Raw genomic sequence first — 24,342 nt, 5'->3', positions numbered from 1 at the left:
ATTAAGCACGGATTCGGGTTTTGAAGCAAATTCAGCAGCTTCATGCATATCATTCTCCCAAGATGGAAACCGGGGGATCGGCTTGTTATTTATCGTACCGCTCGGAGACATCCTGAAAAATCGTAAGTTGATCCTTTCATCGTTGCTTCTTACAGCCGCCGTTTTGGCAATAGCCGCTGTAATCAAAAGCGCCACCCTGTTCCTCACCGCTTCACTCGTGATCGGAGTAGTTCCGTAGCAGCACAAATCCTTGTGCCGTATGCGGCTCATCTCTCGCCTGAAGCCGTGCGTGGTCGCAATGTGGGCAACGTTATGAGCGGGCTGCTTCTGGGGATTATGCTCGCGCGTCCCGTTTCAAGCTTGGTGGCGGAGTATGTGGGCTGGCGCGCCATATATTTCATCTCCGCGGCATTGATTTTCGCGCTGGCTCTAGTATTGGCAAAGGCGCTACCCTCAAGGAAGCCTTCGACCGTTACAACTTACCCGGCGCTGCTGCACTCCATGCTGCATCTGCTGAAGGCGACACCGGCATTGCGCCGGAGGGCAATTTATCATGCCTGTGTATTCGGAGCATTCAGTTTGTTTTGGGCTACAGTTCCGTTGGTATTGACAAGTCCGCCGTTCCATTTCACTCAGAAGGAGGTCGCTCTGTTCGCATTGGTCGGGGTAATGGGGGCCATTGTGGCGCCACATTAATTCACATCAGCACTTAAATGGATAAACTGAAAATGGTTTTAAATGGAGGAGCCTGCACATAGCGGGCTCTTTTCGTCTTTTTTTGCCTTAATAATGAAGTTAATTCTCAAGAGGGAGGTGGTGTGTTTTTATGAGGAGGAACTCGCGTTCGCTTGCGGCTAGCTCTTTCTGAAAGCGCCGGCGCAGAATCACCAGGTTCTACTGTCTTTATGGGGTATCTGTGTAAACAAGCTGATGCGCGCTTTTTTATGGTTATACCACATATGGATTTGGTTTGAAGGACAGACTCATTCTTTAAAATAGGGCGTAATCCCTTTTGAATATAGGTTCTCCACTAACTTGAAAAATTCTTCTGACGATAAATCCTTTTGACGCTGGAGCCAAAGACGAAATAAAGAAAGGGAAGTTGTCAGGTAAAACTCAATGAAGTATGGCGTTAAGGAATGGTTTTGCGGAACGTTTAATTCTAATTGATCCAAAGTGATTTCTTTTTTTAAGCGTTTTAAAAAACGGGCACTTCCATAATCGCCTAAGAGGGCATTAAGAACCAGGAGATGTTCTCTTTTATCCAGACAATAGAGCGTATCTTGAACCGTATGCATCGATATCTCTTTATTCGCCAATTCTTTTTTAATGTCATTCAATAACTCATTCTCAACAGAGTCTAACAATTCGTAAATGTCAGTAAAGTATTGATAAAAGGTGCTGCGGTTATATCCGGACTTATTCGCAATTTCCTGAACCGAAATTTTCTCAATCGGCTTTTGGGTATATAACTCACAAAAAACTTCTATAAACTTTTGTCTTGTTTTCTCCGTTATTTGGGGTTGCTTATTCATGTTTCCCTCCTACTAGCGAATAAGAATATCATCCGACAAATCATAAAAAACTGATGGTTGATCAAGAAATCATAACGTCTTACAATCACATCATACAACATGTTGTCTGATAATCAAAAGGAAATGTTCATAAGTAGGGGTGGTTTTAATGTCAGCAAAACAAGATCGAATTTTAATTTTTGGTGCAGGTGTTATCGGGAGCATGTACGCAATTAAGCTCATTGAAGCAGGGTTTGACGTTACCCTGTTTGCACGTTCTAATAGATTTAAATCATTAAGAGAAAATGGCCTGCAATATAAGGAAAAAGGGACGGTTAAATCGATCCAAGTGAATGTCATTGATACGCTGGAAAACGACGATGTATACGATTTTATTTTCGTTACCGTTCGTTATGATCGGGCCGAATCAGCGTTGTTAGCGCTAAAAGATAATCAAAGCAAAAATATAGTTACGATGACTAATAATTCAATTGGATTCTCTTCATGGCTGGACATCGTAGGGGATAGACTTTTACCAGCTTTTCCCGGCTTCGGCGGACAGATTAAAGATGGAGTATTGCATGCTCGATTTCTACCAAGGATTATAGTGGCAACTGCATTTGGAGAAATGAATGGGGTAGTGACAGAACGCATAAAAAACCTCGCAAAATGTTTTGAAACAGCAAAGCTTCCCTACGTTATTAAAAAGGATATGCAAGCGTATCTAATCACACATTCCGTATCAGACATTGCCATGATGGGCACTTTGTATTCTGAGAATAAGATCATTGACAAAAAAACAGCCAGAACCAGAAAGACGGCACGCAAAATAACAGTCGCTTTAAAAGCGTATCTAAGGGCAATACAAAAAGCTGGCGTTTCAATTGATCCACCAATACTTAAAATGGTGCTTCAATGTCCAAACGTATTCTTGGATCTTTTCTTTATGACATGGCTTCGAACTAAAATGGTTAGGGATATGATGTTGCCGGATTATGCGAATCATGCTAACAATGAGATTATGCAGCTGAGTAATGATTTAATGGAATTTTTAAGTCAAAATGATGTCAAATCGGAAATCCTTGCCTAAACTAACGGGAAACGTTAGCGTTGTGAAACGAAGAAAGCAGCCGATCATTGTGATCGGCTGTTTATGTTTTGTCCTCCAAATATAGAGGAATAAGAACATTGTGTCATTTTCAATTAGATTATTATCTAAACAGTTGAGTGTAAGCTGGCATGTCACGTACAGCGCCGCCTAAAAAATCGATTTCGATTGCACCCGACGCAATGGTATTAACGGTGATATTGATTGTTTCTCAAAAAACAATGTTTAAATTTCACTCTCGGAGTAGTCATGAAGAGCTTTGATTGACCTTTTATTACACTAGTGTTATATTACACTCATGTAATATTAGATGTGAGGGGGTTCCCATGAAGCAGCTTTCGAACGTAGAATTTATGCTGTTACAAATTATCGCCGAAAGCAATCCAGCGTCAGGTTACGATATTAACAAGTTAATCGACCAACGCGGCTATCGGGAGTGGGCGAATATCGGCACGACTTCGATTTACGCTGGACTGAAGAAATTGAACAATAAGGGACTCATCGAGTCCGAGGTTTCAGGTGAGAAGTCGGGCAAAGGACCTGCACCGACCCGATTTTCCATAACAGAAGTCGGTATGACTGCACTTAGGGATGAAATCATCGTCGTCCTGTCTTCTTCGCGAGAGCGCGATAACCGGTTTGATCTGGGGCTCGCCGCTTTGCCTTTTATCGACAAAGAAGCAGCCATTGAAGCTTTGCGGAAGCGGCTTGATTATCTCGAAGAGGCTTTAAAAAAAATAAAAAAGAAGTACGAATCGCAAGGCTCCACTCGGTTGCCGCTGCACGTAAGAGTGCTTTTCCTTCATCCGATCCATCTTATCGAGAGTGAGCAGGTATTCGTTTCGGAAATAATCAGTGAATTGATGGAGGAGGCGAAGGGACATGTCTAAAATAATTGAGGAGTTCATTCCTTTTGAAGGGGAACATTGCGAGACGACAACCATGGGCAATTTACTTCAATTTGCGGGCGTCCGCATATCCGAGCCGATGTTATTCGGACTTGGGCAAGGGCTGGGATTCATCTATTGGGATTCAAAGGGGATGGATTTCCCTTTTATTGGGGGAAGGGTTAAGCCGGACGAATTGACTGCTCGCATCGCATCCCGGCTCAACTTCACCATTAAGGCGCAGGAAACTTCGTCCGTTAAAAAAGCGTGGCAGAACGTACAGAGCTTCATCGAACATGGAATTCCGGTGGGGCTTAAATTAGACTCCTATTACTTGGATTATTTCACGAACAAAGTACACTTTCCCGCCCATTATGCTGTAATATATGGCATGGATGAAGAATACGCCTACATGGCGGATACCAGACAACAGGGAGGACTTGTGAAGACAAGTTTGGACCATTTGGCTTTGGCCAGAAACGCTAAGGGGCCCATGAGCTCCAGGAATCGTTCCTTTACGATCGAACCGCTCGACACCCGTCCGCCGCTTATGCCCGCTATACGATTATCTTTAGCCCAAAATGCACATGACTACTTGAACCCGCCCATTAGCAATATGGGGAATAAAGGCATTGTAAAAATGAGCAAGGAAATCCTGAAGTGGCCTTCCCGCAGTAAAAATGTGGAGCACGATCTATGCTTGACTGCTTTACTAATGGAAAGAGCGGGAACCGGCGGCGCTTTGTTTCGCAATCTGTATCGGGATTTTTTAAAAGAATGCGTGGAGCTGTCGGGTGACCCCAAAGTTGAACAGGCATACTTGTTGTTTACTGCAATCGCTCCAATGTGGGTTCACGTTTCTTCTATGATCGATCTTGCGGGAAGAACGGGAAACTACCAGGAGTTGAATCAGGTTTCCGAGCTTTTGCTCGAGATTGCAGATAAAGAACGCATAGCCATGGGATTTCTATTAAAAGACTGAGCTCCTATATCGTTGTTTTTCTGGATTTCGTTCCCTCAGCGGCCTGGAAGAGCGCTGCTCGTTTAGCGGAATTCATCAATCAATGAATCAAATCAATCAATGGTGTAGATGGACCACACACCTTCATTATTTTTCCGGATGGCGTACATCATTTTAACTGCTTCAATCGTATCTGTACTGGAATCTAAACGTTCCCCAAGAACAAAAACATGCACTTGTTTATAGGTTGATACAAATTTTTCAATGCTTTCAATTGTTGAAAACTTATATTGGAAATCCTCATTATAATACCCCTCCATAGCATCAGCCAATTTCTCGGTGACGAATCCGGATCGGTACAGATGATGGTCATGCTCAACAAGTCCTTTTAAGTTCAATTTAAGTACATCTAGAAGAGGGGATTCGTCTTCTGTCAGGGAGGATTCAGCCTCGTTAAAATCAATATTAATACCAGGTTTAAAATGAGTTGAAGAATCCGTTTCATTCTCAGAATGTTTAGATGTATCAGGTACTGAATTCTGAGTTGTATTGATCGTATTCGTTGATTTATCAGTTGGTGAGGTTGTATCACCACACGCCGTAAGGACAATAAATGAAGTTAACAGCATTGTTAATGCGAACGATTTTAGCATGATATCCCACCTTTAGATGATTCATGTAGATAAAGACGCCACAATGATGGGGAAAGTTACTATTTAATTTCCGAAAGTCTGCTAAGGGGATACACCAAAAACTTCGAAAAAAGCTTGAATAGCATTACTCCATTCAAGATTTTGCTGCATCTGCATACTCGCTCTAAATAATAAACATATTAGTAACAACATGATATCTTGGTCGATCTGCCCTTCTGCCCCCGCTGATTGGATCAAATCATGTTTATGGAGGAAGGGATCGGTTAATGTAATTTAGAACATATCAGTCATGGATACAGGAGGTACGCAGATGTATCAGGATCTTCAAGGACAGACCGTTGTCATTACTGGTGCTGCCACCGGCTTGGGAGAGGCTATGGCACGACGTTTTGGTCAGGAACAAGCAAACGTTGTGATTAATTACTACAGTAATAATCAGAACGTACAGCCCATCATTGATGAAATCAAATTACATGGTGGACAAGCCATTGGGGTACAGGGTGATGTCTCGAAAGAAGCGGACGTGCAGAAGTTGGTTCAGGCGGCGCATGAGCATTTCGGTTCCCTGGATATCATGATCAACAATGCTGGTTTAGAGAACGAGGTTCCGTCAGAAAAGCTGAGTTTGGCAGACTGGAAGCGAGTCATTGATGTAAATTTAACCGGGGCATTTCTCGGTTGCCGGGAGGCCGTGGATTATATGCTGGAGCATAACATCAAAGGCCGCATCATTAATATTTCCAGCGTGCATGAAGTTATCCCATGGCCGCATTTCCTTCATTACGCTGCGAGCAAGGGTGGAGTCAAGATGATGACCGAGACGCTGGCTCTGGAATTTGCCCCGAAGGGAATTCGCGTAAACAGCATCGCTCCGGGCGCGATCAATACTCCCATTAACGCAGCCAAATTTGCCAATCCCACGTTACGAGCATCGGTTGAGGATCTGGTACCGCTCGGATACATCGGTAAGCCTGAAGAAATTGCGGCGGTGGCCGCATGGCTCTCTTCATCGGAATCGAGTTATGTCACAGGTATTACCTTATTTGCAGATGGAGGGATGACAAAATATCCGTCCTTTCAGGGCGGACGTGGGTAATATACGGCAGGAATTCATATTTCTATGCATTCTAAAATTTTGTTGCCAAGATGATCAAATACGTATTAAATTTACATCAGTACTTAAATTGGAGGAGCCTGCACACAGCGGGCTCCTTCGTCTTTTTTGCCTTAATACTGACGTAATTCTTAAGAGGAGATGATGTTTTTTGATTTTGTCATTGAATTAAGAGCGGAAAAAGCAAGGCTTCAAACCAAAAAAAGAGTATCCGTGAGAATGAATGACCATTAGAAAGAAACGATTTATTATTCCTTTAGATGAAGGGTGTCGAGGGGTAAGAAGACGTTCCCATGGAAGTCGCTAATTTAGCCGTTTTTTATTTCTATTTGAATTAACGGAAACGCAGGGATTCTAACATAATTAGTCGTATTTTATACACATATTTATAATGGAATTGATTCCACTGGAGGTACGTAACCTATGTTATTAGAAACAGAAAGATTATTCTTACGGGCGTATGACTGGAGGGATTTAGATCAGCTGCATGCCATTTTATCTGATCCGGTAACCATGAAGTTTTGGCCAGCACCTTTTACGCTCGATCAAAGTCAGCAATGGATGAGGCAAAGTATGGAAATGTATGCGGTTGGATTTGGACGACTCGGCGTGTTCCTTAAGAGCGATGGTTCGCTTATCGGTGATGCCGGTCTTCGGGTTTCAGATATCGACAGTAAGAAAGAAAATGATCTAGGTTACATTATTCAAGCAAAATATTGGGGACATGGTTACGGAGTGGAAGGGGCTGCAGCGGTTCTGAAGTATGGAGTGGACAAGCTGGATCTGAAGAGAATTTGCGCTAACATGCCGGTTAATCATCTCGGTTCGAAAAAGGTGGCGATCCGTCTCGGAATGAAATTGGAAAAAGAGTTTAAGAATACTAGAAATCATAATGTCCTAACCTATCTATATGTCTACGATGCTCGATTCAATGAGAGACTAAAGAGCTGAATCTTCGTGAGCCCAAGTAGGGAGGACTGTTCATCTTTAATACAGTTTCATGCAAAATATTAACCAATAAACGCTTAAGTCGCCCCTTATCACTGTACGCGATCATTGTCTTGCCTTGATACTGATGATCGGCAGGGATACACGAAGGATGATGCGATCTGGATAGATTAAGCTGCTTCAGCAGGTTTGATCACCTTCTTAAACCGTCAAAGGTACTTATCCTGTGGCGGTTTTTTGAATCCGATAAATTCTAAAAGGGATAAATGGTTCAGAACCCCCGTGTTAACATCCACTACATCCAAAGAGGCATGAAAAACTTCAGTATTTATTTTAGGGGAATTAATTTACTCACAGCGTGTGCAACTGGTTCATATCTGGTATAATAAATAATAATCAGGAAGTACAATGAAATATAGGTATATAAACCGCAAAAAAGATACACACGTTAACGGAGAGGCAGAACCCATCTGGAGAAGCGAAGCGGTCTTAAAGCTTTCTGAAAGAAAGCTGCGTCGGAAGCATAGGCTTATCACCGGATTTTCCCTTTGAAAAAGGGATTTGAAAAAATCTGGGGGATAACAGCGATCGGAAGATGGTACTGCACTCGCAGTGCCTTGTGTGATTGTTTAGTGCGGTTTATATAGAACATAAAAAGATGAAGAGGATAGGTGGAACGGCCAATGGCGAAAATAGATCGTCATACTTTTCAGACCAGAACCAGACATATGTCTGCCGATCTGAAGCAAAAAATTAACTCCGGAGCATACAGTCCGGGAGAATTTCTGCCTTCCGAGTTGGCGCTGACAGAACAGTACAAACTAAGCAAAAACTCGGTGAGATACGTTCTGGATGAGCTTGTACAAGAGGGATTGATCATTAAAATTCCCAGGGTGGGCACGCAGGTGACAAAGCCTGCTTCCAAGGAAACCATTCGTTTTGGCGTCTATCCCTCATTGTATAAAGAAGCGGGGATGGAGGAACTGATTAAGCGATTCCACGAGAAACATCCGCATATTCATGTGGAAACGATTGAGCTTCCTTATATGAATTCAGACAATATCGCCAATCTGATCAAGCTAGGAATTATCGATGCGTTAACCATCAACTTGCAGGATATGTACCAATTCCAAGAGAGAAATTATCTTGATTTGTTTGTCGACCAGGATCGAGACGATACGATATATCCTTTTCTTACACCATATTTTGAGAAGGAATCAGGTGTTCTGGCAGCACAGCCTTTCGTATACTCACCTGTTATTTTATGTTACAACAAGGAGCATCTGAGGGAGAAAAGGCTGGGTGAACCAAACAGCAGCTGGAGCTGGGATGAACTGGCAGCACTGCTCAGGGAGCTCAAGGCGCCTCATCGCTACAGCATCGCTTTTCAGTTATTTTCCATGAATCGGTGGCCCATTTTCTGGATGCAAAATGAGGACGATCCATCTTCGATCGATTCCCGTCCAACTCAGAACGGAACTGGCTTTCCCACAGAAGGATTACGATGGCTCAGGGAGCTTGTGACAGAGGAAGGCATATTTCCGCTTGCCTTGGCACAGGGTGAATTCGAAGCCGAGAAATTGTTTAAGGAGCAGAAGATCTCCGTCATGCTAACGACATATTACATGCTGAACGAGTTGAAAAATGCAAATTTTTCCTTTGATATCGCTCCGCTACCACATTTTAAGAATGATCGGACACTCCTTCTCTCTACAGCCATTGCTCTCAGTGCAGAATCGAGCCGAAAGGACACGGCAGCCTGCTTTGTGAATTATCTCACTTCAGATGAGGCACAGACCTATATCAGGCAGTACACATACAGTTTACCTGCAAGCAGATATATTACAGAATCGGTTTCAGTAGAGCTTCAAAACAAACCGTCCAGGTTGGAGCTTCATCGAGACTATAGTTCGAAATACATGACGTATCGCGATCTTTCGATTTCCATGCAAACCCAGATTCGTTTCGGAGAAAGCCTGAAGCAGTACATGTCTTATTTAATCGATGAAGAGGGACTCGCTGAAGTGCTGCTTCCGTCAAAAAGTCTCAATCTTTAAAAAACGAAAAGAAGTCTAAAAAAGCACTGCCATGAGCAAGTGCTTTTTTGATTTTATATGAACTACAAAAGAACCAGTTGACAGACAACATGGCATATGCTAATTTCTTATTGAAAATAAGTACCACATATGATCCAATTACAAGGGCTTAACAAGGAGAGGGGACCTTATTCGGATGAAGACCGTGGCTGAATTGGAAGCAAAGCTTTCGGAGGCATCAGACCGGCTAATCAGCGACTTACATAAAGTGGACGGGGATCTTCTGATATTAGGCGCAGGCGGGAAGATGGGTCCAAGTCTTGCGAAATTAGCCGCTCAAGCCATCAAGGCGGGAGGAATGAACAAGAAGGTGACTGCTGTATCCCGATTTCAGGATCAGGAGGTGAAGAACGATCTTGAAAGCGCTGGAGTAAAGACGATTTCCTGCGATCTTTTAGACGATCAAGAGCTCATGCAGCTGCCTTCAGCGGATAACGTCATATACATGGCAGGCAACAAGTTTGGCACAACGGGCAGGGAGCATTATACATGGGCAATGAATGCTTACTTGCCCGGAAGAGTGGCAACAAAGTATAAAGATTCGCGTATCGTCGTTTTTTCTTCCGGTAACGTGTATCCCTTTTCCCCGGTAGGTCTCGGAGGAGTCGATGAATCGGTAACCCCTGAGCCTCTCGGTGAATATGCACAATCCACACTGGGCAGAGAGCGGATATTTGAATACTTCTCTCACAAGTATGGCACGCCAATGCTGCTGTACCGCTTGAACTATGCCATTGATTTGCGCTATGGGGTGCTGCTTGAAATTGCCAGAAAAGTCCACGAAGGCAAATCGGTGCCGCTTGCGATGGGGCATGCCAACGTGATCTGGCAGGGAGATGCCAATGAGATTGCATTAAGGAGTCTGCTCAAGTGTCAAAGCCCTCCCGAAATTTTGAATGTGACCGGACCTGAAACCATGTCAGTTCGCTGGGCAGCGCAGCAGTTTGCCGAAAGGTTTGGTCTTGCTGCATCGTTTGAGGGAAGCGAATCCGAAACGGCTCTGCTCAGCAATGCAGCTAAGGCTTTTCGCGAATTCGGTTATCCGAGAGTAGGCTTGCTGGAAATGATTGATCTCATTGCAGAGTGGGTTGCATCCGGCGGACATACATGGAACAAACCAACCCATTTTTCAGAAAGGAAGGGGAGGTTCTGATGCACCAAAAACAAGCATCACTTACGCCGGAGCAGGCAGCCGCATTCCATGAAGGCCTGGTCATCCCTGCTCATCCGCTTGCCTTGAATGAACGCAGAGAGCTGGATGAAGTCTATCAGCGGGTGCTGACCAAATACTACATCGCTTCAGGAGCCGGCGGAATTGCGGTTGGCGTGCATTCCACCCAGTTCGAGATTCGGGATCCCAAGGTTAACCTCTATGAACGGGTGCTCCGCTTGGCCGCAGAGGAAACGGAGCAAGCCCGCCTGCGGCGGCCCTTCATCAAAGTGGCGGGCGTTTGCGGAGATATGGAACAGGCGACGGAAGAAGCCCGGATTAGTAAAGCCCTTGGATATGATGCGGTGCTGCTGAGTATGGGTGGACTTGATGGATGGAGCGAGAAAGACCTGCTTCGACATACGGAAAAGATAGCCGCAATCATGCCGGTCATCGGATTTTATCTTCAACCTTCCGTTGGGGGCCGTATGCTGAGCTACGGTTTTTGGCAGGCTTTTGCCGAAATCGATCAGGTCATCGCCATCAAAATAGCTCCTTTTAACCGGTATCAAACCATTGATGTCGTGCGAGCGGTTTGCTGCTCCAGCCGCCGGGATGACATTGCTCTATACACAGGGAATGATGACAACATCCTGATCGATCTGCTCACAACCTTCCGGTTCGAAACGGAAGAAGGCACCATGGAGAAAAAAATCGTTGGCGGGCTGCTGGGTCACTTCGCTGTCTGGACACATAAAGCGGTCCAGCTGCTGGAAGAAGTGAAACGCCTCCGCAAGCCAGAGGGATCGCCGTTGTCACCGGATTGGCTCACGCGCAGCGTGGAGATTACAGATGCCAATGCCGCTTTTTTTGATCCCGCCCATCAGTTTGCCGGCTGTATACCGGGGATACACGAGGTTCTTCGAAGGCAGGGTCTCATGAGAGGGATTTGGTGCTTGAATCCGCAGGAGACCTTATCCGAAGGGCAAAAAGAGGAAATCGATCGTGTATACCGCCAGTATCCTCACCTGAATGATGACGATTTTGTGAAGCAGCATCTGGATGAGTGGCTTAGGCTTGCTTCTCCTTCCCAGTCATGAATATTGGAATCATCGGGCTTGACAGCTCGCATGCCCTGGCATTCACCCGTATTCTTCACGAAAGCCGGGAGACTCTTTTTTCAGATGTGACCGTGACGGCCGCATATGCGGGCGGATTTCCGGATTTTCCGCTCAGCATCAGCCGTGTACACACGTTTGCCGGCCGGATGACGAAAGAATACGGGGTGAGGTTGATGCCCACGATGCAGCAGGTTGCAGAAAGCACCGATGCCATCCTTATTTTGAGTGCCGACGGAAGGACACATCTGAATCAGTTCAAGGTGATCTGCCCTTACCGGAAGCCCGTATTTATCGATAAACCTTTTGCTTTGTCTACAGCAGACGCTAGTGAAATCATCAGACTCGCAGAAGAGTTTCAACTCCCTTTAATGAGTGCTTCAAGCTTACGTTATGCCGAAGCCCTGCCTGAATGCACAAGAGAAGACATCTTGGGTGCGGACGTGTATGGCCCGATGCACATCGAATCGACGCAGGGGCATTATTTTTGGTACGGCATCCATACGGCAGAACTGTTGTTTCGTATCATGGGCCCAGGGTGCAGGGAAGTGACCGCCTTTTCCACTGACCACGATGATTTCATTACTGGAATCTGGAAAGAGGGGAGAATGGGAACGATCCGCGGAATCCGAAGTGGCCCAGAGACTTTTGGAATAAGCCTGCACACCAGAAACGCTACCCGGCATGTCCCGCTTGAACCGAGCTACAAAGAGCTTTTAAAGTCTGTCATGAATTGGTTCAAAAACGGCGTGTGCACGGTGCATCCCTCTGAAACGCTGGAAGTCATCCGATTTTTGGAGTGCGCAGAGCAAAGCCGTCTACAAAAACGCACCGTCCTCATGGAAATGTGATCAAGCCTTATACGGAATGCCCCCTTGCTCTAGTGAATCAGATCCACCTATCTGAAGGAGGAATGTTTGATGAAGCTGAAAAAGAGGATTTCCATGTTACTTGCGATGACTCTGTTCACCTCAATCCTCGCCGCATGCAGCAGCGGTACGGACAAAGGCGGTTCTGCCGCTTTGCCGCCACAGGAGCCCGGACAGTACGGTGATACAGGCGGCCTCACTTTGCCTCTTGTAGATGAACCGACCACCATCACGTACATGCTGCCAAGCAACGCGAAAGATCTCGGTCCGAGCAAACTGGTTGTTCAGGAGCTTGAAAAACGGACCGGTATTAAAGTGAACTTCCAAACCTATTCCCCACAAACCTACCAGGATAAATTAAAAGTCATTGTGGCATCCGGTAAGCTGCCGGACATCTTTACAGGGCTAAAACCGGCCGAACTCAAAAAAATCGGCAAACAAAACGGTGTAGCTGCCATCAATGAATACGCCGATCAGCTCCCTAATTTCAAAAAGCTATATATGGAAGAAAACGACTGGGTCATCAAATCCTTCGGCGATGAAGCCGGCAATGTATATACCTGGCCTATTTATAACCTCAATCGCAAAGTAAATCACGGATTCATGTACAGGAAAGATATCTTTGATGAGCTTGGCATTAAGGAATGGACGAACACGAACGAGTTTTACGAGGCTTTGAAAAAAGTAAAAGAAGCTTATCCTGATTCTTACCCATATGCATCGAAAAGCTTGGCCAATATCTTCAGAGATTGGGCCTTCGGCTGGGGGCTAGGCAATACGGATCAGTACCCCGCCTATTACGATGAGAAAGATGGCACCTGGAAGTACGCCGCAATCCAGCAAGAGCATAGGGACATGCTCGATTTCATGAAGAAGCTGTACAACGAAAAGCTGCTTGATCCGGAATTTTTGACGGACACGCAGGATTCCTGGACGACCAAGATGACGACGGACAAATCGTTTGTTACGTTTGACTGGATTGGACGCCTTGATCTCTTTTACAACCAGATCAAAGGGCAAAATCCGGACTATGACCTCAGGTATGCCAATCCCGTGGGACCGACCGGCAATGTCAGAACACTGCCAGAAGTTTCGGATTTCAGCGTTGCCGTAGCCAAGAACAAAAATACAGAAACCTCGCTCAAGCTGCTCGACTATCTGACCAGCCCATCCGGAAGTGAACTGATGACCATCGGAGTGGAAGGGGTTAACTTCGAATGGGGCGAGGACGGATATCCGGTATACCCGGAACTGAAGGAGCTTCCACTTGTCGATATCACCGTGCTGGAGGATCGTTATGCCATGTGGCTGGAAGGAGCTTACCTAAGACCGGACCATCGTAGCATCTACTATCGTTTCTCGGAGAAAGAGCAGGAGGCGCAGGATAAAATCGTGAACGAGGATCGTTTCGAACCACTTGATCCGATTCTTAATTTTACGGACGAAGAAACTTCCAAGATCGCCGAGCTGCAGACATCGCTGCAAAAATCGGCTGAAGAATTTAACGCGAAATATATCCTTGACGCCAGCTACGGAGATGCCGAGTGGGAGAATTTCAAAGGCCAAATCAGCAAAGGCGGCGTGGAGGAACTGATGACGATCTATAATGAAGCTCAAAAAAGATACGATGAGTCCAAATAAACGGCCTTAAGGCCGTGATTCCACTGGGGGGACGATCGATGGAACGTTTCCCTCCTTGTGGGAAAAAGGATTGGAGGCGAAAATCTTATGGCAGACATGGGCACGGAACATTCGGCAGTTTACCATAAAGGAGTGCCAAAGAAGAGCTTCAGAAGCCGACTTGGAAAAACGTGGAATCATATCAAGCGCGACAGGCAGCTGCTTCTGCTGTTTCTTCCTTGCATCCTATTCTACGTCATTTTTCGTTACGGGCCGCTATATGGACTGATTATTGCCTTCAAAGACTACAGCGTATTTACAGGAGTGCTTGGCAGCGAATGGGTGGGATTCGAGCATTTCATCACGTTTTTTACGAACCAAGACTTCTGGCTGCTGTTCCGGAACACACTCCTCCTTGGATTGTATACACTCATTTTTGGCTTTCCTTTTCCGATCATGCTTGCCCTTTTGCTGAACGAAGTCAGAACCAAATGGTTTAAAAAATCCGTTCAAACCTTCAGTTATTTGCCGGCATTTTTGTCCGTGGTCATTATCAGCAGCATGATTATCGATTTCCTCTCTCCGAACCATGGTATTTTGAATCAAATGCTGGCTGCATTCGGTTTCGAGAAAAAATATTTTCTCGTTGACCCGGGTTGGTTCCGTCCGATCTATGTCATTTCGGAAATATGGGCGAACGCAGGATACGAATCGATCATTTATCTGGCGGCGATTGCGGGAATTAGTCCTACGCTCTATGAAGCGGCTAAAGTGGACGGTGCCAGTCGTTTCCATATGATCCGCCATGTTACCCTTCCCGGATTATTTCCCACGATGCTCATCATGTTTATATTGAAAACCGGGTCCATGATCCGCGTCGGTTATGAAAAAGTACTGCTGCTCTACAATCCGATGACCTATGACGTTGCCGACGTTTTTTCAACGTATGTATACCGTAAAGGACTGCTTGAATCGAATTACAGTTATGCAGCGGCAGTTGGGCTATTCGAAGCGCTTGTGGCCATGGTGATGCTGCTGTCCGCCAATGCGATCAGCAAAAGGCTGGGAGGAAACGGCTTATGGTAGGAGAGCGCAAAATTTCTGTTTTTGGTGTCATAAACACGCTGATACTCTGTCTTGTTGCTGTAGCGACACTCTATCCCATCGTGTACATTACAGCCGTTTCTTTGAGCGATACAGCAGCAGTCGTTCAAGGCAAGGTGTTTCTTTTCCCGAAAGGTCTGAACCTTGAGGCGTATGTCGAGGTGCTTAAAAATGATACGATTCCCAGAGCCTATCTGAATTCTATCTTTTATACGGCATTCGGCACGTTTGTGAATTTACTTTTTACGGCGGTTGCCGCGTATCCCTTGTCCCAAAAAGGATTTTTCGGACGCAGGTTTTTTATGATGGCCATCGTTCTAACCATGTTCCTGAATCCCGGCATTATTCCCACTTATGTGGTCGTGCAGCAGCTGGGGTTAACGGATTCGGTTTGGGCACTCGTACTTCCCAATGCCATCTGGACCATGGAACTGATTATTTTAAAAAGCTTTTACGAAAACATGTCTTCCCAGATCCGCGAAGCGGCCCTGATCGACGGAGCTTCCGAATACCGGATTCTGTTCAACATTGTCATTCCCTTATCCAAGCCTGCGCTTGCTTCCATCGGTCTTTTTTATTTCATGGGTCATTGGAACAGCTTTTTCCTGCCGCTGATTTACTTGAACGATCCGGATAAATATCCTTTGCAGGTCGTGCTGCGGGATATGCTAATCTACAGCGCAGAAAACGACGCGGGACTTGTGGATCGTTCAGCCCTTGCCCCACAGTCGATTAAAAATGCAACCATCGTACTTTCGATGATTCCCGTTTTGCTCATCTATCCGTTTGCTCAGAAGTATTTCGCCAAAGGGGTGATGCTCGGTTCGGAAAAAGGCTAAATCGACTGAAGGAGGAGCCGTATCTAATGAAAATCGTTGCTGCAAAGGAAGGAAAGGTCGCGATACTACATGCGGATATACCCGAACTGAACAAACGACATGTGCAAGTGAGGACCGAATATTCGGGCATTAGTCCCGGTACGGAGATGAGTGCGATTAAGAAATCAGGCGTATCTCCCGTATATCTTGGCTATAGTGCCGTCGGGATTGTGGAAAAAACGGGGAGTGAAGTCAGGGATATTCTGCCGGGAGATCGAGTGGCTTGTTACGGTGTGCCTTACGTAAGACATGCAGAAGTGATTTCGGTACCGACCAATCTGGTAACCAAAGTGCCTCAACATGTCAAACCTGAGGAGGCCGCATTTACAGGGCTCGGGGCCATTGCCATACATGCACTGCGTACAGCCGATGTGAGGTTCGGGGACAAGGTGCTTGTCGTTGGATTGGGTATTCTCGGAAATCTTGTGGCCCAAATTGCCGCTGCTGGTGCATGTCACACTGCTGCATACGATCTGAGCGAAGCACGGGTTCAGCTGCTTCAGGAGCAGATGGGAATTCAAGCGAGCTTTTCAAGCGAAGAGGAAGTGGAACGTTTTGTGGTGAACGAAACGGGGGGACACGGATTTGATTCCATCCTCTTATGTGCTGGCGGACCTGGAGAAATGCTGATCAACAAGTCACTTGAGTGGCTTCGTGACCGGGGAAAAGTCGTGATCGTCGGTGATTTGTCCATGGAGTTTTCAAGAGATTTGATGTTTCGCAAAGAAGCCCAGATCCTGATCTCGAGAGCGGGCGGGCCGGGAAGGTACGATATGCAGTACGAGATGGACAATCAGGATTATCCGATCGGTTTCGTGCGTTGGACGGAAGGAAGAAATATGGACGAGTACGTCAGGCTGCTTGCTGATCAGCGAATTACGGTAAGTCCTGCTATCACGCATATGTTTGCGTTGGACGAAGCGTTTCAAGCCTATGGAAATTATCAATCCGACTCGGCTCAAGGGGCCCTGGCCACGTTGATCAAGTATTTTTGATGACATGAAGAAGGGGAGATACGTGATGAAAAAGCCTTTTTTCAACCTGATCACCATGTTCATGAGTTGTTTGCTTGTTGTTGTGATGTTTCCCGTGCAGCCTGCTCCTGTCCGAGCAGAGGAATCCAGACTTAATCAAAAAAACTTCAGCGAACCCGAAGAATTGCTTGTTCCCAACAACTACACGGTAGCTGTCTTTAACGGAACCGTAGGCTACGAGGATGGAAAACCCGTGATGTATGCCACAAGCAAAGGAAAGCCAGGCTTCCTGAATGTGATCGATCTCGAAGAGTACAAACTGCTTCGGACCGTTTCTCTTGCGCCGTCGGAAAGCTCCTGGGCGCATACCGTTGCGCCGAACGGTACGCTATATGTGGCGGCCGAAGGATCGGGTGCACGGTTATGGGAGTATTCGCCTGTCACCCATGAGGCCGTTCAAGTAGCCCAATTTGAAGGACAGTCTGTCTCCAATAGCATCACGACGGATGAACAGGGGAGAGTGTACGTCGGGACTTATCCGGGCGGCAAGGTTTGGCAGTATGACCCTGCTACCAAGCAAGTAAGGGATTACGGCCGCGTTATTGGCGCGCTTGATCAGGAGTATGTCCGTTCCATTGCTTACCAGGGAGGATATATTTATGCCGGTACGGCCCATGAACAGATCGTGAGAGTGGATTTGGCTACAGGTGAAAAAACAAATATTGCATCTTCGCTTACCGTTAAAAACGATACAGTATACGATTTGAGTACGATCGATAATCGTTATTTGTTCGCCCGTTATACGGATGGAAGTGGTATACCGGGTGAGGGTTACATCTACGATACAACAACAGGATCATGGCTTGATGCGGAGCTCCAGCAGGTAACCGGTCTTCATGCGACCGACTCGGTCGATGGAAAGCTGTATTATATGTCAGAGAAAAAACTGAAAACCTTTGACCTGGCGACGCATCAGGTGGCGGAAACCGGCATGACGTATGAGAGTGGATTCAGAGGCGCAGATTGGGTAGAGTTTCAGAACAATCCCGAGCTGCCGGGAAAAACACTCGTTACGGTCCGATATGACGGCGGGGTAGCCATGCTAAATTTCGATACCCAAAAAGTCATCGTAAAACCGCCGATTATTCCGGGTTTGCCGGGAGTCGTCAATCGTCTTCAAAGCGTATCAGAGACACAGCTGATAACAACAGGTTCACAAGCGAGATCTTCGTTGGTTGATTTAGAGACCATGACGGCACAACCTTTCAGCATCGGTCAAGCGGACAGTGTATACCCGATTGGAAACAAAGTCTATATGGGAGTCTACCCGGAAGGTGGCTTGTACGTTTATGATCTGAATCAAGAACCGGGAAGCACGAATCCGCAGCGTCTCGCTGTACTCGGGAACGATCAGGAACGGCTTGTGCATATGTCTGAAGGGGACGGTAAACTGTTTATTTCGACCATTTCCGGATACGGGACGTTGGGAGGATCGCTTACGGTCCATGATACAGCGACAGGTGAAACCAAAGTCCATCGCAACGTGGTCCAGAATCAGAGTGTGCTTAGTACTGCCTATGTAGACGGAAAGATTTTTGGATCAACGACCATTAGGGGAGGACTGGGCTCCACGCCAAGCGAGCAGGAGGCCAAAATTTTTGTATGGGATGTTCAGAAAGAGCAAAAAATGACGGAGTTTACCCTGGATATTCCCGAACTTATCGATCCTGTTTTCATTGGGGACCTGTCTCTCGGGCCTGATGGACTCATCTGGGGAGCATCCTATGAATATATTTTTGCGATCGATCCGGACACGTACAAACTTGTTAAATATAAAAAAATATATCCGAAGCTTTATTACACCCAGTGGCACCATCATCCGATGCGTTGGTCGGAAGACGGACTATTGTATGTTCTGTTTAACAACAAGCTGACGGTCATTGATCCGGAAACGCTGGATTTCAGAACATTAACGGATGCATCAAGATTTGATCTTGGGATGGATGGGAACCTGTATTTCACCGATCTCGCAACGAATACGGTTCTGTATAGAATCAAAATCGATGGAGAGATTGTACCCGAACCGCCGGGACTACCTTTGCCGGTGAACAATGCCGGATTGGAGCAGCCGGAAGAGAACGGAAAGCTGCCGGGCTGGACTTCAATGTTTGCAACCAGCGGGGATGCCCATTTTGAGCGAAGCGGCGACAAGAGTTTTGCGGGTGATTACAGCCTGAAAACAACGGATCTTGTCCGTACAGCCTCCGTCGCGGTGCAAAGCGATCCAATCGCATTAGTGCCTGGGAGAGAGTATACCGCAAGCACTCAAATTTATATTGAATCAGGCCAGCCGGGGTTCATGTTCCGATTTTATAATGCGGAAGGGCAGAGTTTGTCCACGCTTGAAACGCATCTGGATGAATCTCGACTTCACCAATGGCAAAAAGCAACCCTACGCGGTACGGCACCGGAAGGAACGGCTTATGGCAGACTGATCGCAGTAACCAGCCGTTATAATATCTCAACAGCTTACTACGACGATTTTGCCGTAACGGTTAAGGATCATACGGCTCCCTTGACTGAGGTTGCCTTTAATCCGCAGGCAAATGAGCAGGGCTGGCACCATGAAGATGTTTCCATAACGTTGAACTCGGAAGGAGCAGCCTCCCTCTTCTACGAAACTACGGGGGCTGAAAGAGTGGATCAGCGTGAGACCCCAGGTAGTACCACAGAGTTTACAGTAAGCGCAGAAGGCGTAACGTCAGTAACGTATTGGGCAGAATCGGCTTATGGCGTGTCCGGGGTGCCTTCTACTACCGAGGTCAAGATCGACAAAACGGCCCCTATCATTGAATTTTCCGGAAAACCCGTCTATGAAGTCGATGATGTCATCCGGATCGAATGCTCCGCTCAGGATGCATTATCAGGTATAGCCAAAAGTGATTGCGATGCTGTGCTTGCAGATCGCCCCGCTTATTTGACGGGTATTGGAGCGCATCTGGTCGATGCATCCGTGTATGATATCGCTGGGAATGCTGCAAAGTCCTCTTTTTCTTATGAAGTGATCCTTACCTATCAAGGCATGGCAGGACTTATTGACAAGTTTCTCCCTGATGATCAAGAGCTGGCTGAGAGACTGAAAGAACAATGGATCAAAGTGCAACGAGCCGATGAATCGGGTAATGCGGGAGCAAAAAATGGCGCATTGAACGGATTTATCCATCAAGTGCAAGCCAAAAGTGGTAAGGGATTAGCTCAAGAGCACGCTGAGCTCTTGGTACAGCTCGGGTCCCAAATTTAACTCGAATTGAATGAAAAGATTAATCAATTGCAACCAAAGACCAATTCCCATCAGGATCCGAAGCAAAATAATAGGTGAGTGCAGCAGAATCAATTGCTGTTTCTCTTGCTAATTCACCTTGGACCTCCACCAAAATCTGATTTTTTGTAGTGTCTTTTTGAACAAGTCCGATATCTGTAAATTTATAATCACCTATGATACCTAAATATGCATCACCAGTCTCAGGAGTCTTGAACGCATTGCGGAAAGCTTCTTTGTCACCACTCATTTGTGCTTCAAGGGTTTTCTTTAAATTTTCCTTAATCTGTTCATTCAATAAAGGGTCATTATCTTTACCGAAATCGACAAATACACCTTTCTCAAAGTTAGCATTAAATGCAGAGTTTGTTGTTTCTGATTGTAGGCCACCCCTATTACCATTTTCCTGTTTTACGTTTTGAGCAGTCTCCAGCTGTTTTTCTTCAGTAACATTCCCACAAGCAGAAGCAACAACAAGAATTCCTATCATAACAATCATAATGTTGAGCTTATTTTTTTTCATGACCATGCCTCTTCTCATCAATGAAAAATGTATGTATGAGTAAACAACGCTATATCCGAAAAAATGTTGCATAAAAAGACATGAAAGAAGCCGAATAACCGGCTTCTTTTATGTGCTCCCGGCAACTTATTAGCAGTTGCTGCAGTATCCGTTACCCGACACGACCAAGAGTAACCATCGAAGCAAACGCATTATAGTATACTGGTGTGTCACTCGAGGAGGAAACCATGAGCGTGCAGCAAAGACATCTGGCCTGGCATGAAACGATGGAATTACATGAACTTGTCGCTTTTCATTCCATCATCCTGATTAAATTGAAAAAAGCGATAAAGGAAGTGACCGATCCGGCATTGAATAGACTGTATAAAGGCACGATTCAAGTTCTGGAGCAAAATCTGAAAGAACTGCTTGCGTTCTATCCCCAGTCTCCTTCAATCCAAAAGGTTGTCGAGATGACATTGGATTTCGTTATGCAACCGATTATTTAAGCAGCATGGATCAAAGCCGCCCTCAGGGTGGCTTTTTGGCTTTTGCTGCCTTTGGCGCATCTTCAGCAATGCTGAAAGAGATTGTTCTACATGTACTTTGTATACAAAGATGTACATTTTTGCATACTACATCCTAACCGCCAGCCAGAAGGAGGCGTATTCCGTGATTCAGAAGTTGAAAAAATGGCTGTTTAAACAGCCGGAACGCCCCCATAGCAGTGGTGGAAAGCGTGGTTTGAACGATCGACGGCAAACGCCGGACGTATCGAAGCCGCTAAGCTGTGCACTTAAAGACAATATGACCATGCTGAATCAGCGAATGGGACATAGCTCTGATTTTGTTCTTCGCAGCTGGAATAACTGCCATGGCAACCCGTCCTTGGCCGTAGGTTACATCGAAGGCCTGATCGATCAGCAGCTTCTTACGAGAATAGTGGAAGATCTCGCTAATGATATCCGAAATGAAGCCATCTCCGACCTGCATGACGTAACGTGGCTGAAGGATCATATCACCATAGGGAGTGTAACCTGCATCAACAACGATCAAGGCTTGATTGATGCCATTCTGAACGGAGAGGTGGCCTTCATCATCGAAGGAAGCTCCAGGGCTTTTGCCGTCTCGATCAGCGGAGGATCCAAAAGGTCGGTTGAGGAGCCGACGTCCCAGACGGTGCTGAGGGGACCCAAAGAGGGATTTACCGAAGATATTTCCACCAATATCGCGCTCCTTCGAAGAAAGATCAAATCGACCGAGCTCCGTATTGAATCCCGCAGCTTGGGTGCCTATACGCAGACAAGGGTATCGGTCGTATATATTCAGGGAATCGCGGATCCGGATGTGGTTCAGGAAATTTCCAAACGATTGGATTCCATCGATACCGACAGCATCCTTGAGAGCGGATATATCGAGGAGTTCATCCAGGATGGGGTGTGGACACCGTTTCCCACCCTGAATAACACCGAACGTCCCGATGCCGTAGCGGGCGGCTTGCTTGAAGGCCAGGTCGCCATAATGGTTGACGGGACTCCATTTGTGCTCATAGCCCCTATTACCTTTTTTCGATTTATCGTATCAAGCGAGGACTATTACCAGCGGTACGATCTCGCAAGCTTTCTTCGAGTGATTCGGATGGCTGCCTTTTTCCTGGCCTTGCTGCTGCCTTCGGTTTACATTGCAACCACGACGTTTCACCAGGAGATGCTGCCGACCACGCTGCTGATCAGTTTGGCCGCGCAGCGCGAGGCCACGCCTCTGCCGACACTGTTCGAAGCCATCATTATGGAGCTGACTTTCGAGGTCATCCGCGAAGCCGGAGTCCGAATGCCGCGGGCGATCGGGCCGGCCATCTCCATCGTTGGGGCGTTGGTGCTTGGACAAGCCGCTGTCCAGGCAGGGCTGGTGTCCGCTGCCATGGTTATCGTGGTATCATTCACCGCCATCTCGAACTTTGTGCTGCCTGCCATCAACATGGCCGGCTCCATCCGCTTGCTCCGATTTGTGCTGATGCTGTTGGCCGGCTCTTTTGGATTATATGGCGTATTGGCAGGGCTTGTACCTATTCTCGTTCGTTTGGTAGCGTTGGAGTCGTTCGGCGTTCCTTACATGATGCCGCTCGCACCGTTCAATAGGAGCAACATGAAAGACCTGTTTGTACGAGCGCCTTGGTGGAAAATGAAAAAACGGCCCGTGATGATTGGCGACGTCAATCCGGTAAGGCAGGCCACGGAACAGGAATCCTATGCGGAACAGGCGGGGGAACACGGTCGGGACCCAATGGCATAAGGAGGAACGGATGTTGCATCAATTCGGCAGGTTTATTATGGTCCTGGCTGCCTTGTTCGGTTTAACGGGCTGTTGGAACCGAATCGAGCTCAACGAGCTGTGGGTAACTTCAGCCACGGGAGTTGATATGATGGAGGATGGCTCGTGGATGGTATCCTATCAGGTCATTATCCCGTCGGCCATTGCAAGCGGAACCGGAGGAGGATCTGGAGGACCTTCCCAACTCGCATCACATGTCATTTCGGTAAAAGGAAAAACCTATAATCAGGCTTTGTCGAACAGCAATCTGGAGACATCGCGACGGATCTACATTTCGCATAATCGCGTGGTGTATGTTGGAAAAAGAGCGGCGGAGGCAGGCATGGACCGTCTGATCGATTTTTACCTGCGCAATACCGAGGCTAGGGAAATGGTAGCTTTGGTCGTGACGGAGGGGTCTGCTTCAGATACTTTGAAAAAACTCATGCCGCCCGAAAAGCTCCCTGGTGCCGGGATGGCTGATTTGATCGATAAGGAAAGCGATATCCTGTCCGTCTTTCCTAAAACAAGGATTTATGATTTCGCTTTAAGCATGAATTCCGATTCCAAGTCCATTGGAGTGCCGGTTGCCGAATTGACCGGGGAGGTAACCCGCAAAAACGAAGAGGAAGCCGAAAATATGGATGTCTTCAAAAAGACCTCAACTCCGCTCAGGCTGACTCTAACCAAATTGGCGTTGTTTCATGAAGGAAAACTCAAAGGATTCCTGAACAGGGATGAAAGTTTGGGCTTATCTTATTTGGCGCAAAAGGTGAAGAATACCCAAATTAGTTTCCCTTGCGGCGACCAGTCCGAGATGTACACGTCGTTCAGGGCAGACAACGCCAAAGTCAAATTAACCCCCCGCAAAACCGGATTCCATTACACGATGGAGATTGCGGTCAAACTTACCGGGGGACTGATCGAAACCACATGCGACAAAGATATCTCCAAAATGAAGACCATCCATGAGATGGAAGCGGAGATCGAAAAAGAAGTTGAACGGACGATTCAAGAAGGCTGGACCAGGCTTCAAGAGCTTGGCGTGGACGCAGCGGGATTCGCTGACCGGATTCACCGCAAATACCCGAAGGAGTGGAAAACAGTGAAAAGCGAGTGGGGGCGGGAATTTAAAAAGATGGAATTGGATGTTCGGGTGGATGCGCAAATTCGGCGCCCGGGGCTTCTGCAGAAGCATATCGGGAGCAAATCCTAAC

The 24,342-nt window shown here is 46.6% G+C and carries 20 protein-coding genes and 1 pseudogene; 18 read left to right on the top strand and 3 right to left on the bottom strand.

From position 1 onward, the window contains the following. Nucleotide 1: 1 nt before the first annotated feature. Nucleotides 2–690, top strand: a pseudogene (locus SNR34_RS16910) (MFS transporter); the annotation flags it as partial. A gap of 293 nt (nucleotides 691–983) precedes the next feature. Here SNR34_RS16910 and SNR34_RS16905 read toward each other — a convergent pair. Then, nucleotides 984–1,535, bottom strand: coding sequence for a TetR/AcrR family transcriptional regulator (locus SNR34_RS16905; RefSeq protein WP_236412696.1), 552 nt, complete (start codon nucleotides 1,533–1,535; stop codon nucleotides 984–986). 148 nt (nucleotides 1,536–1,683) lie between these two features. Here SNR34_RS16905 and SNR34_RS16900 point away from each other — a divergent pair, with 148 nt between their 5' ends. From SNR34_RS16900 to SNR34_RS16890, 3 genes are all read left to right on the top strand, one after another. Further along, nucleotides 1,684–2,604: a ketopantoate reductase family protein gene (locus SNR34_RS16900; RefSeq protein WP_343260369.1), complete on the top strand. Its 921-nt coding sequence runs from the start codon at nucleotides 1,684–1,686 to the stop codon at nucleotides 2,602–2,604. 344 nt (nucleotides 2,605–2,948) lie between these two features. Next, a complete protein-coding gene (locus SNR34_RS16895; protein ID WP_486179690.1) occupies nucleotides 2,949–3,512 on the top strand; it encodes a PadR family transcriptional regulator in 564 nt (187 codons plus the stop codon). Beyond that, nucleotides 3,505–4,491: a BtrH N-terminal domain-containing protein gene (locus SNR34_RS16890; protein ID WP_486179689.1), complete on the top strand. Its 987-nt coding sequence runs from the start codon at nucleotides 3,505–3,507 to the stop codon at nucleotides 4,489–4,491. The genes SNR34_RS16895 and SNR34_RS16890 overlap by 8 nt, the downstream gene beginning before the upstream one ends. 92 nt (nucleotides 4,492–4,583) lie before the next feature. Here SNR34_RS16890 and SNR34_RS16885 read toward each other — a convergent pair whose 3' ends face one another. Continuing rightward, entirely contained in the window at nucleotides 4,584–5,123 is a 540-nt protein-coding gene (locus SNR34_RS16885; protein WP_486179688.1) for a hypothetical protein, read from the bottom strand. Between the two features lie 310 nt (nucleotides 5,124–5,433). Here SNR34_RS16885 and SNR34_RS16880 point away from each other — a divergent pair, with 310 nt between their 5' ends. From SNR34_RS16880 to SNR34_RS16830, 11 genes are all read left to right on the top strand, one after another. After that, on the top strand, nucleotides 5,434–6,219 hold the full coding sequence (locus SNR34_RS16880) for a glucose-1-dehydrogenase (RefSeq protein WP_339272343.1): 786 nt from the start codon (nucleotides 5,434–5,436) through the stop codon (nucleotides 6,217–6,219). Nucleotides 6,220–6,660: 441 nt separating this feature from the next. Next, nucleotides 6,661–7,188, top strand: coding sequence for a GNAT family N-acetyltransferase (locus tag SNR34_RS16875; protein ID WP_486179687.1), 528 nt, complete (start codon nucleotides 6,661–6,663; stop codon nucleotides 7,186–7,188). Between the two features lie 680 nt (nucleotides 7,189–7,868). Beyond that, complete coding sequence (locus SNR34_RS16870) at nucleotides 7,869–9,242, top strand: ABC transporter substrate-binding protein (RefSeq protein ID WP_486179686.1); 1,374 nt, start codon at nucleotides 7,869–7,871, stop codon at nucleotides 9,240–9,242. A gap of 175 nt (nucleotides 9,243–9,417) precedes the next feature. After that, entirely contained in the window at nucleotides 9,418–10,434 is a 1,017-nt protein-coding gene (locus SNR34_RS16865) for an NAD-dependent epimerase/dehydratase family protein (protein ID WP_486179685.1), read from the top strand. Then, entirely contained in the window at nucleotides 10,434–11,531 is a 1,098-nt protein-coding gene (locus SNR34_RS16860; RefSeq protein WP_486179684.1) for a dihydrodipicolinate synthase family protein, read from the top strand. Before SNR34_RS16865 ends, SNR34_RS16860 begins: the two co-directional genes overlap by 1 nt. After that, nucleotides 11,528–12,400, top strand: coding sequence for a Gfo/Idh/MocA family oxidoreductase (locus SNR34_RS16855; protein ID WP_486179683.1), 873 nt, complete (start codon nucleotides 11,528–11,530; stop codon nucleotides 12,398–12,400). Before SNR34_RS16860 ends, SNR34_RS16855 begins: the two co-directional genes overlap by 4 nt. Before the next feature lie 69 nt (nucleotides 12,401–12,469). After that, nucleotides 12,470–14,059, top strand: a complete 1,590-nt coding sequence (locus SNR34_RS16850) for an extracellular solute-binding protein (protein ID WP_339272332.1) — start codon at nucleotides 12,470–12,472, stop codon at nucleotides 14,057–14,059. A gap of 96 nt (nucleotides 14,060–14,155) precedes the next feature. Next, complete coding sequence (locus tag SNR34_RS16845; RefSeq protein WP_339278410.1) at nucleotides 14,156–15,124, top strand: ABC transporter permease; 969 nt, start codon at nucleotides 14,156–14,158, stop codon at nucleotides 15,122–15,124. Continuing rightward, nucleotides 15,118–15,981: a carbohydrate ABC transporter permease gene (locus tag SNR34_RS16840; protein ID WP_236412716.1), complete on the top strand. Its 864-nt coding sequence runs from the start codon at nucleotides 15,118–15,120 to the stop codon at nucleotides 15,979–15,981. The genes SNR34_RS16845 and SNR34_RS16840 overlap by 7 nt, the downstream gene beginning before the upstream one ends. A 26-nt stretch (nucleotides 15,982–16,007) precedes the next feature. Continuing rightward, nucleotides 16,008–17,015, top strand: a complete 1,008-nt coding sequence (locus SNR34_RS16835; protein ID WP_486179682.1) for a zinc-dependent alcohol dehydrogenase — start codon at nucleotides 16,008–16,010, stop codon at nucleotides 17,013–17,015. Between the two features lie 25 nt (nucleotides 17,016–17,040). Next, nucleotides 17,041–20,295 (top strand): hypothetical protein, encoded by a 3,255-nt coding sequence (locus tag SNR34_RS16830; RefSeq protein ID WP_486179681.1) that lies wholly within the window; start codon nucleotides 17,041–17,043, stop codon nucleotides 20,293–20,295. 19 nt (nucleotides 20,296–20,314) lie between these two features. Here SNR34_RS16830 and SNR34_RS16825 read toward each other — a convergent pair whose 3' ends face one another. After that, complete coding sequence (locus SNR34_RS16825; RefSeq protein ID WP_486179680.1) at nucleotides 20,315–20,836, bottom strand: hypothetical protein; 522 nt, start codon at nucleotides 20,834–20,836, stop codon at nucleotides 20,315–20,317. A 227-nt stretch (nucleotides 20,837–21,063) separates the two neighbouring features. Here SNR34_RS16825 and SNR34_RS16820 point away from each other — a divergent pair, with 227 nt between their 5' ends. The 3 genes from SNR34_RS16820 (at nucleotide 21,064) to SNR34_RS16810 (ending at nucleotide 24,341) form a co-directional block, all read left to right on the top strand. After that, entirely contained in the window at nucleotides 21,064–21,324 is a 261-nt protein-coding gene (locus tag SNR34_RS16820; protein ID WP_486179679.1) for a hypothetical protein, read from the top strand. A 235-nt stretch (nucleotides 21,325–21,559) separates the two neighbouring features. After that, nucleotides 21,560–23,107 carry a spore germination protein gene (locus SNR34_RS16815; protein WP_486182474.1) on the top strand — a complete coding sequence of 516 codons (1,548 nt, stop codon included), beginning with the start codon at nucleotides 21,560–21,562 and terminating at the stop codon, nucleotides 23,105–23,107. Nucleotides 23,108–23,117: 10 nt separating this feature from the next. After that, nucleotides 23,118–24,341 carry a Ger(x)C family spore germination protein gene (locus tag SNR34_RS16810; RefSeq protein ID WP_486179678.1) on the top strand — a complete coding sequence of 408 codons (1,224 nt, stop codon included), beginning with the start codon at nucleotides 23,118–23,120 and terminating at the stop codon, nucleotides 24,339–24,341. The last annotated feature ends 1 nt before the right edge of the window (nucleotide 24,342 follow it).

It is taken from the genome of Paenibacillus sp. XP01 (assembly GCF_057364885.1).
Note: the sequence above shows the minus strand (reverse complement) of the source record. Positions and strands in the feature narration are given on the sequence as shown.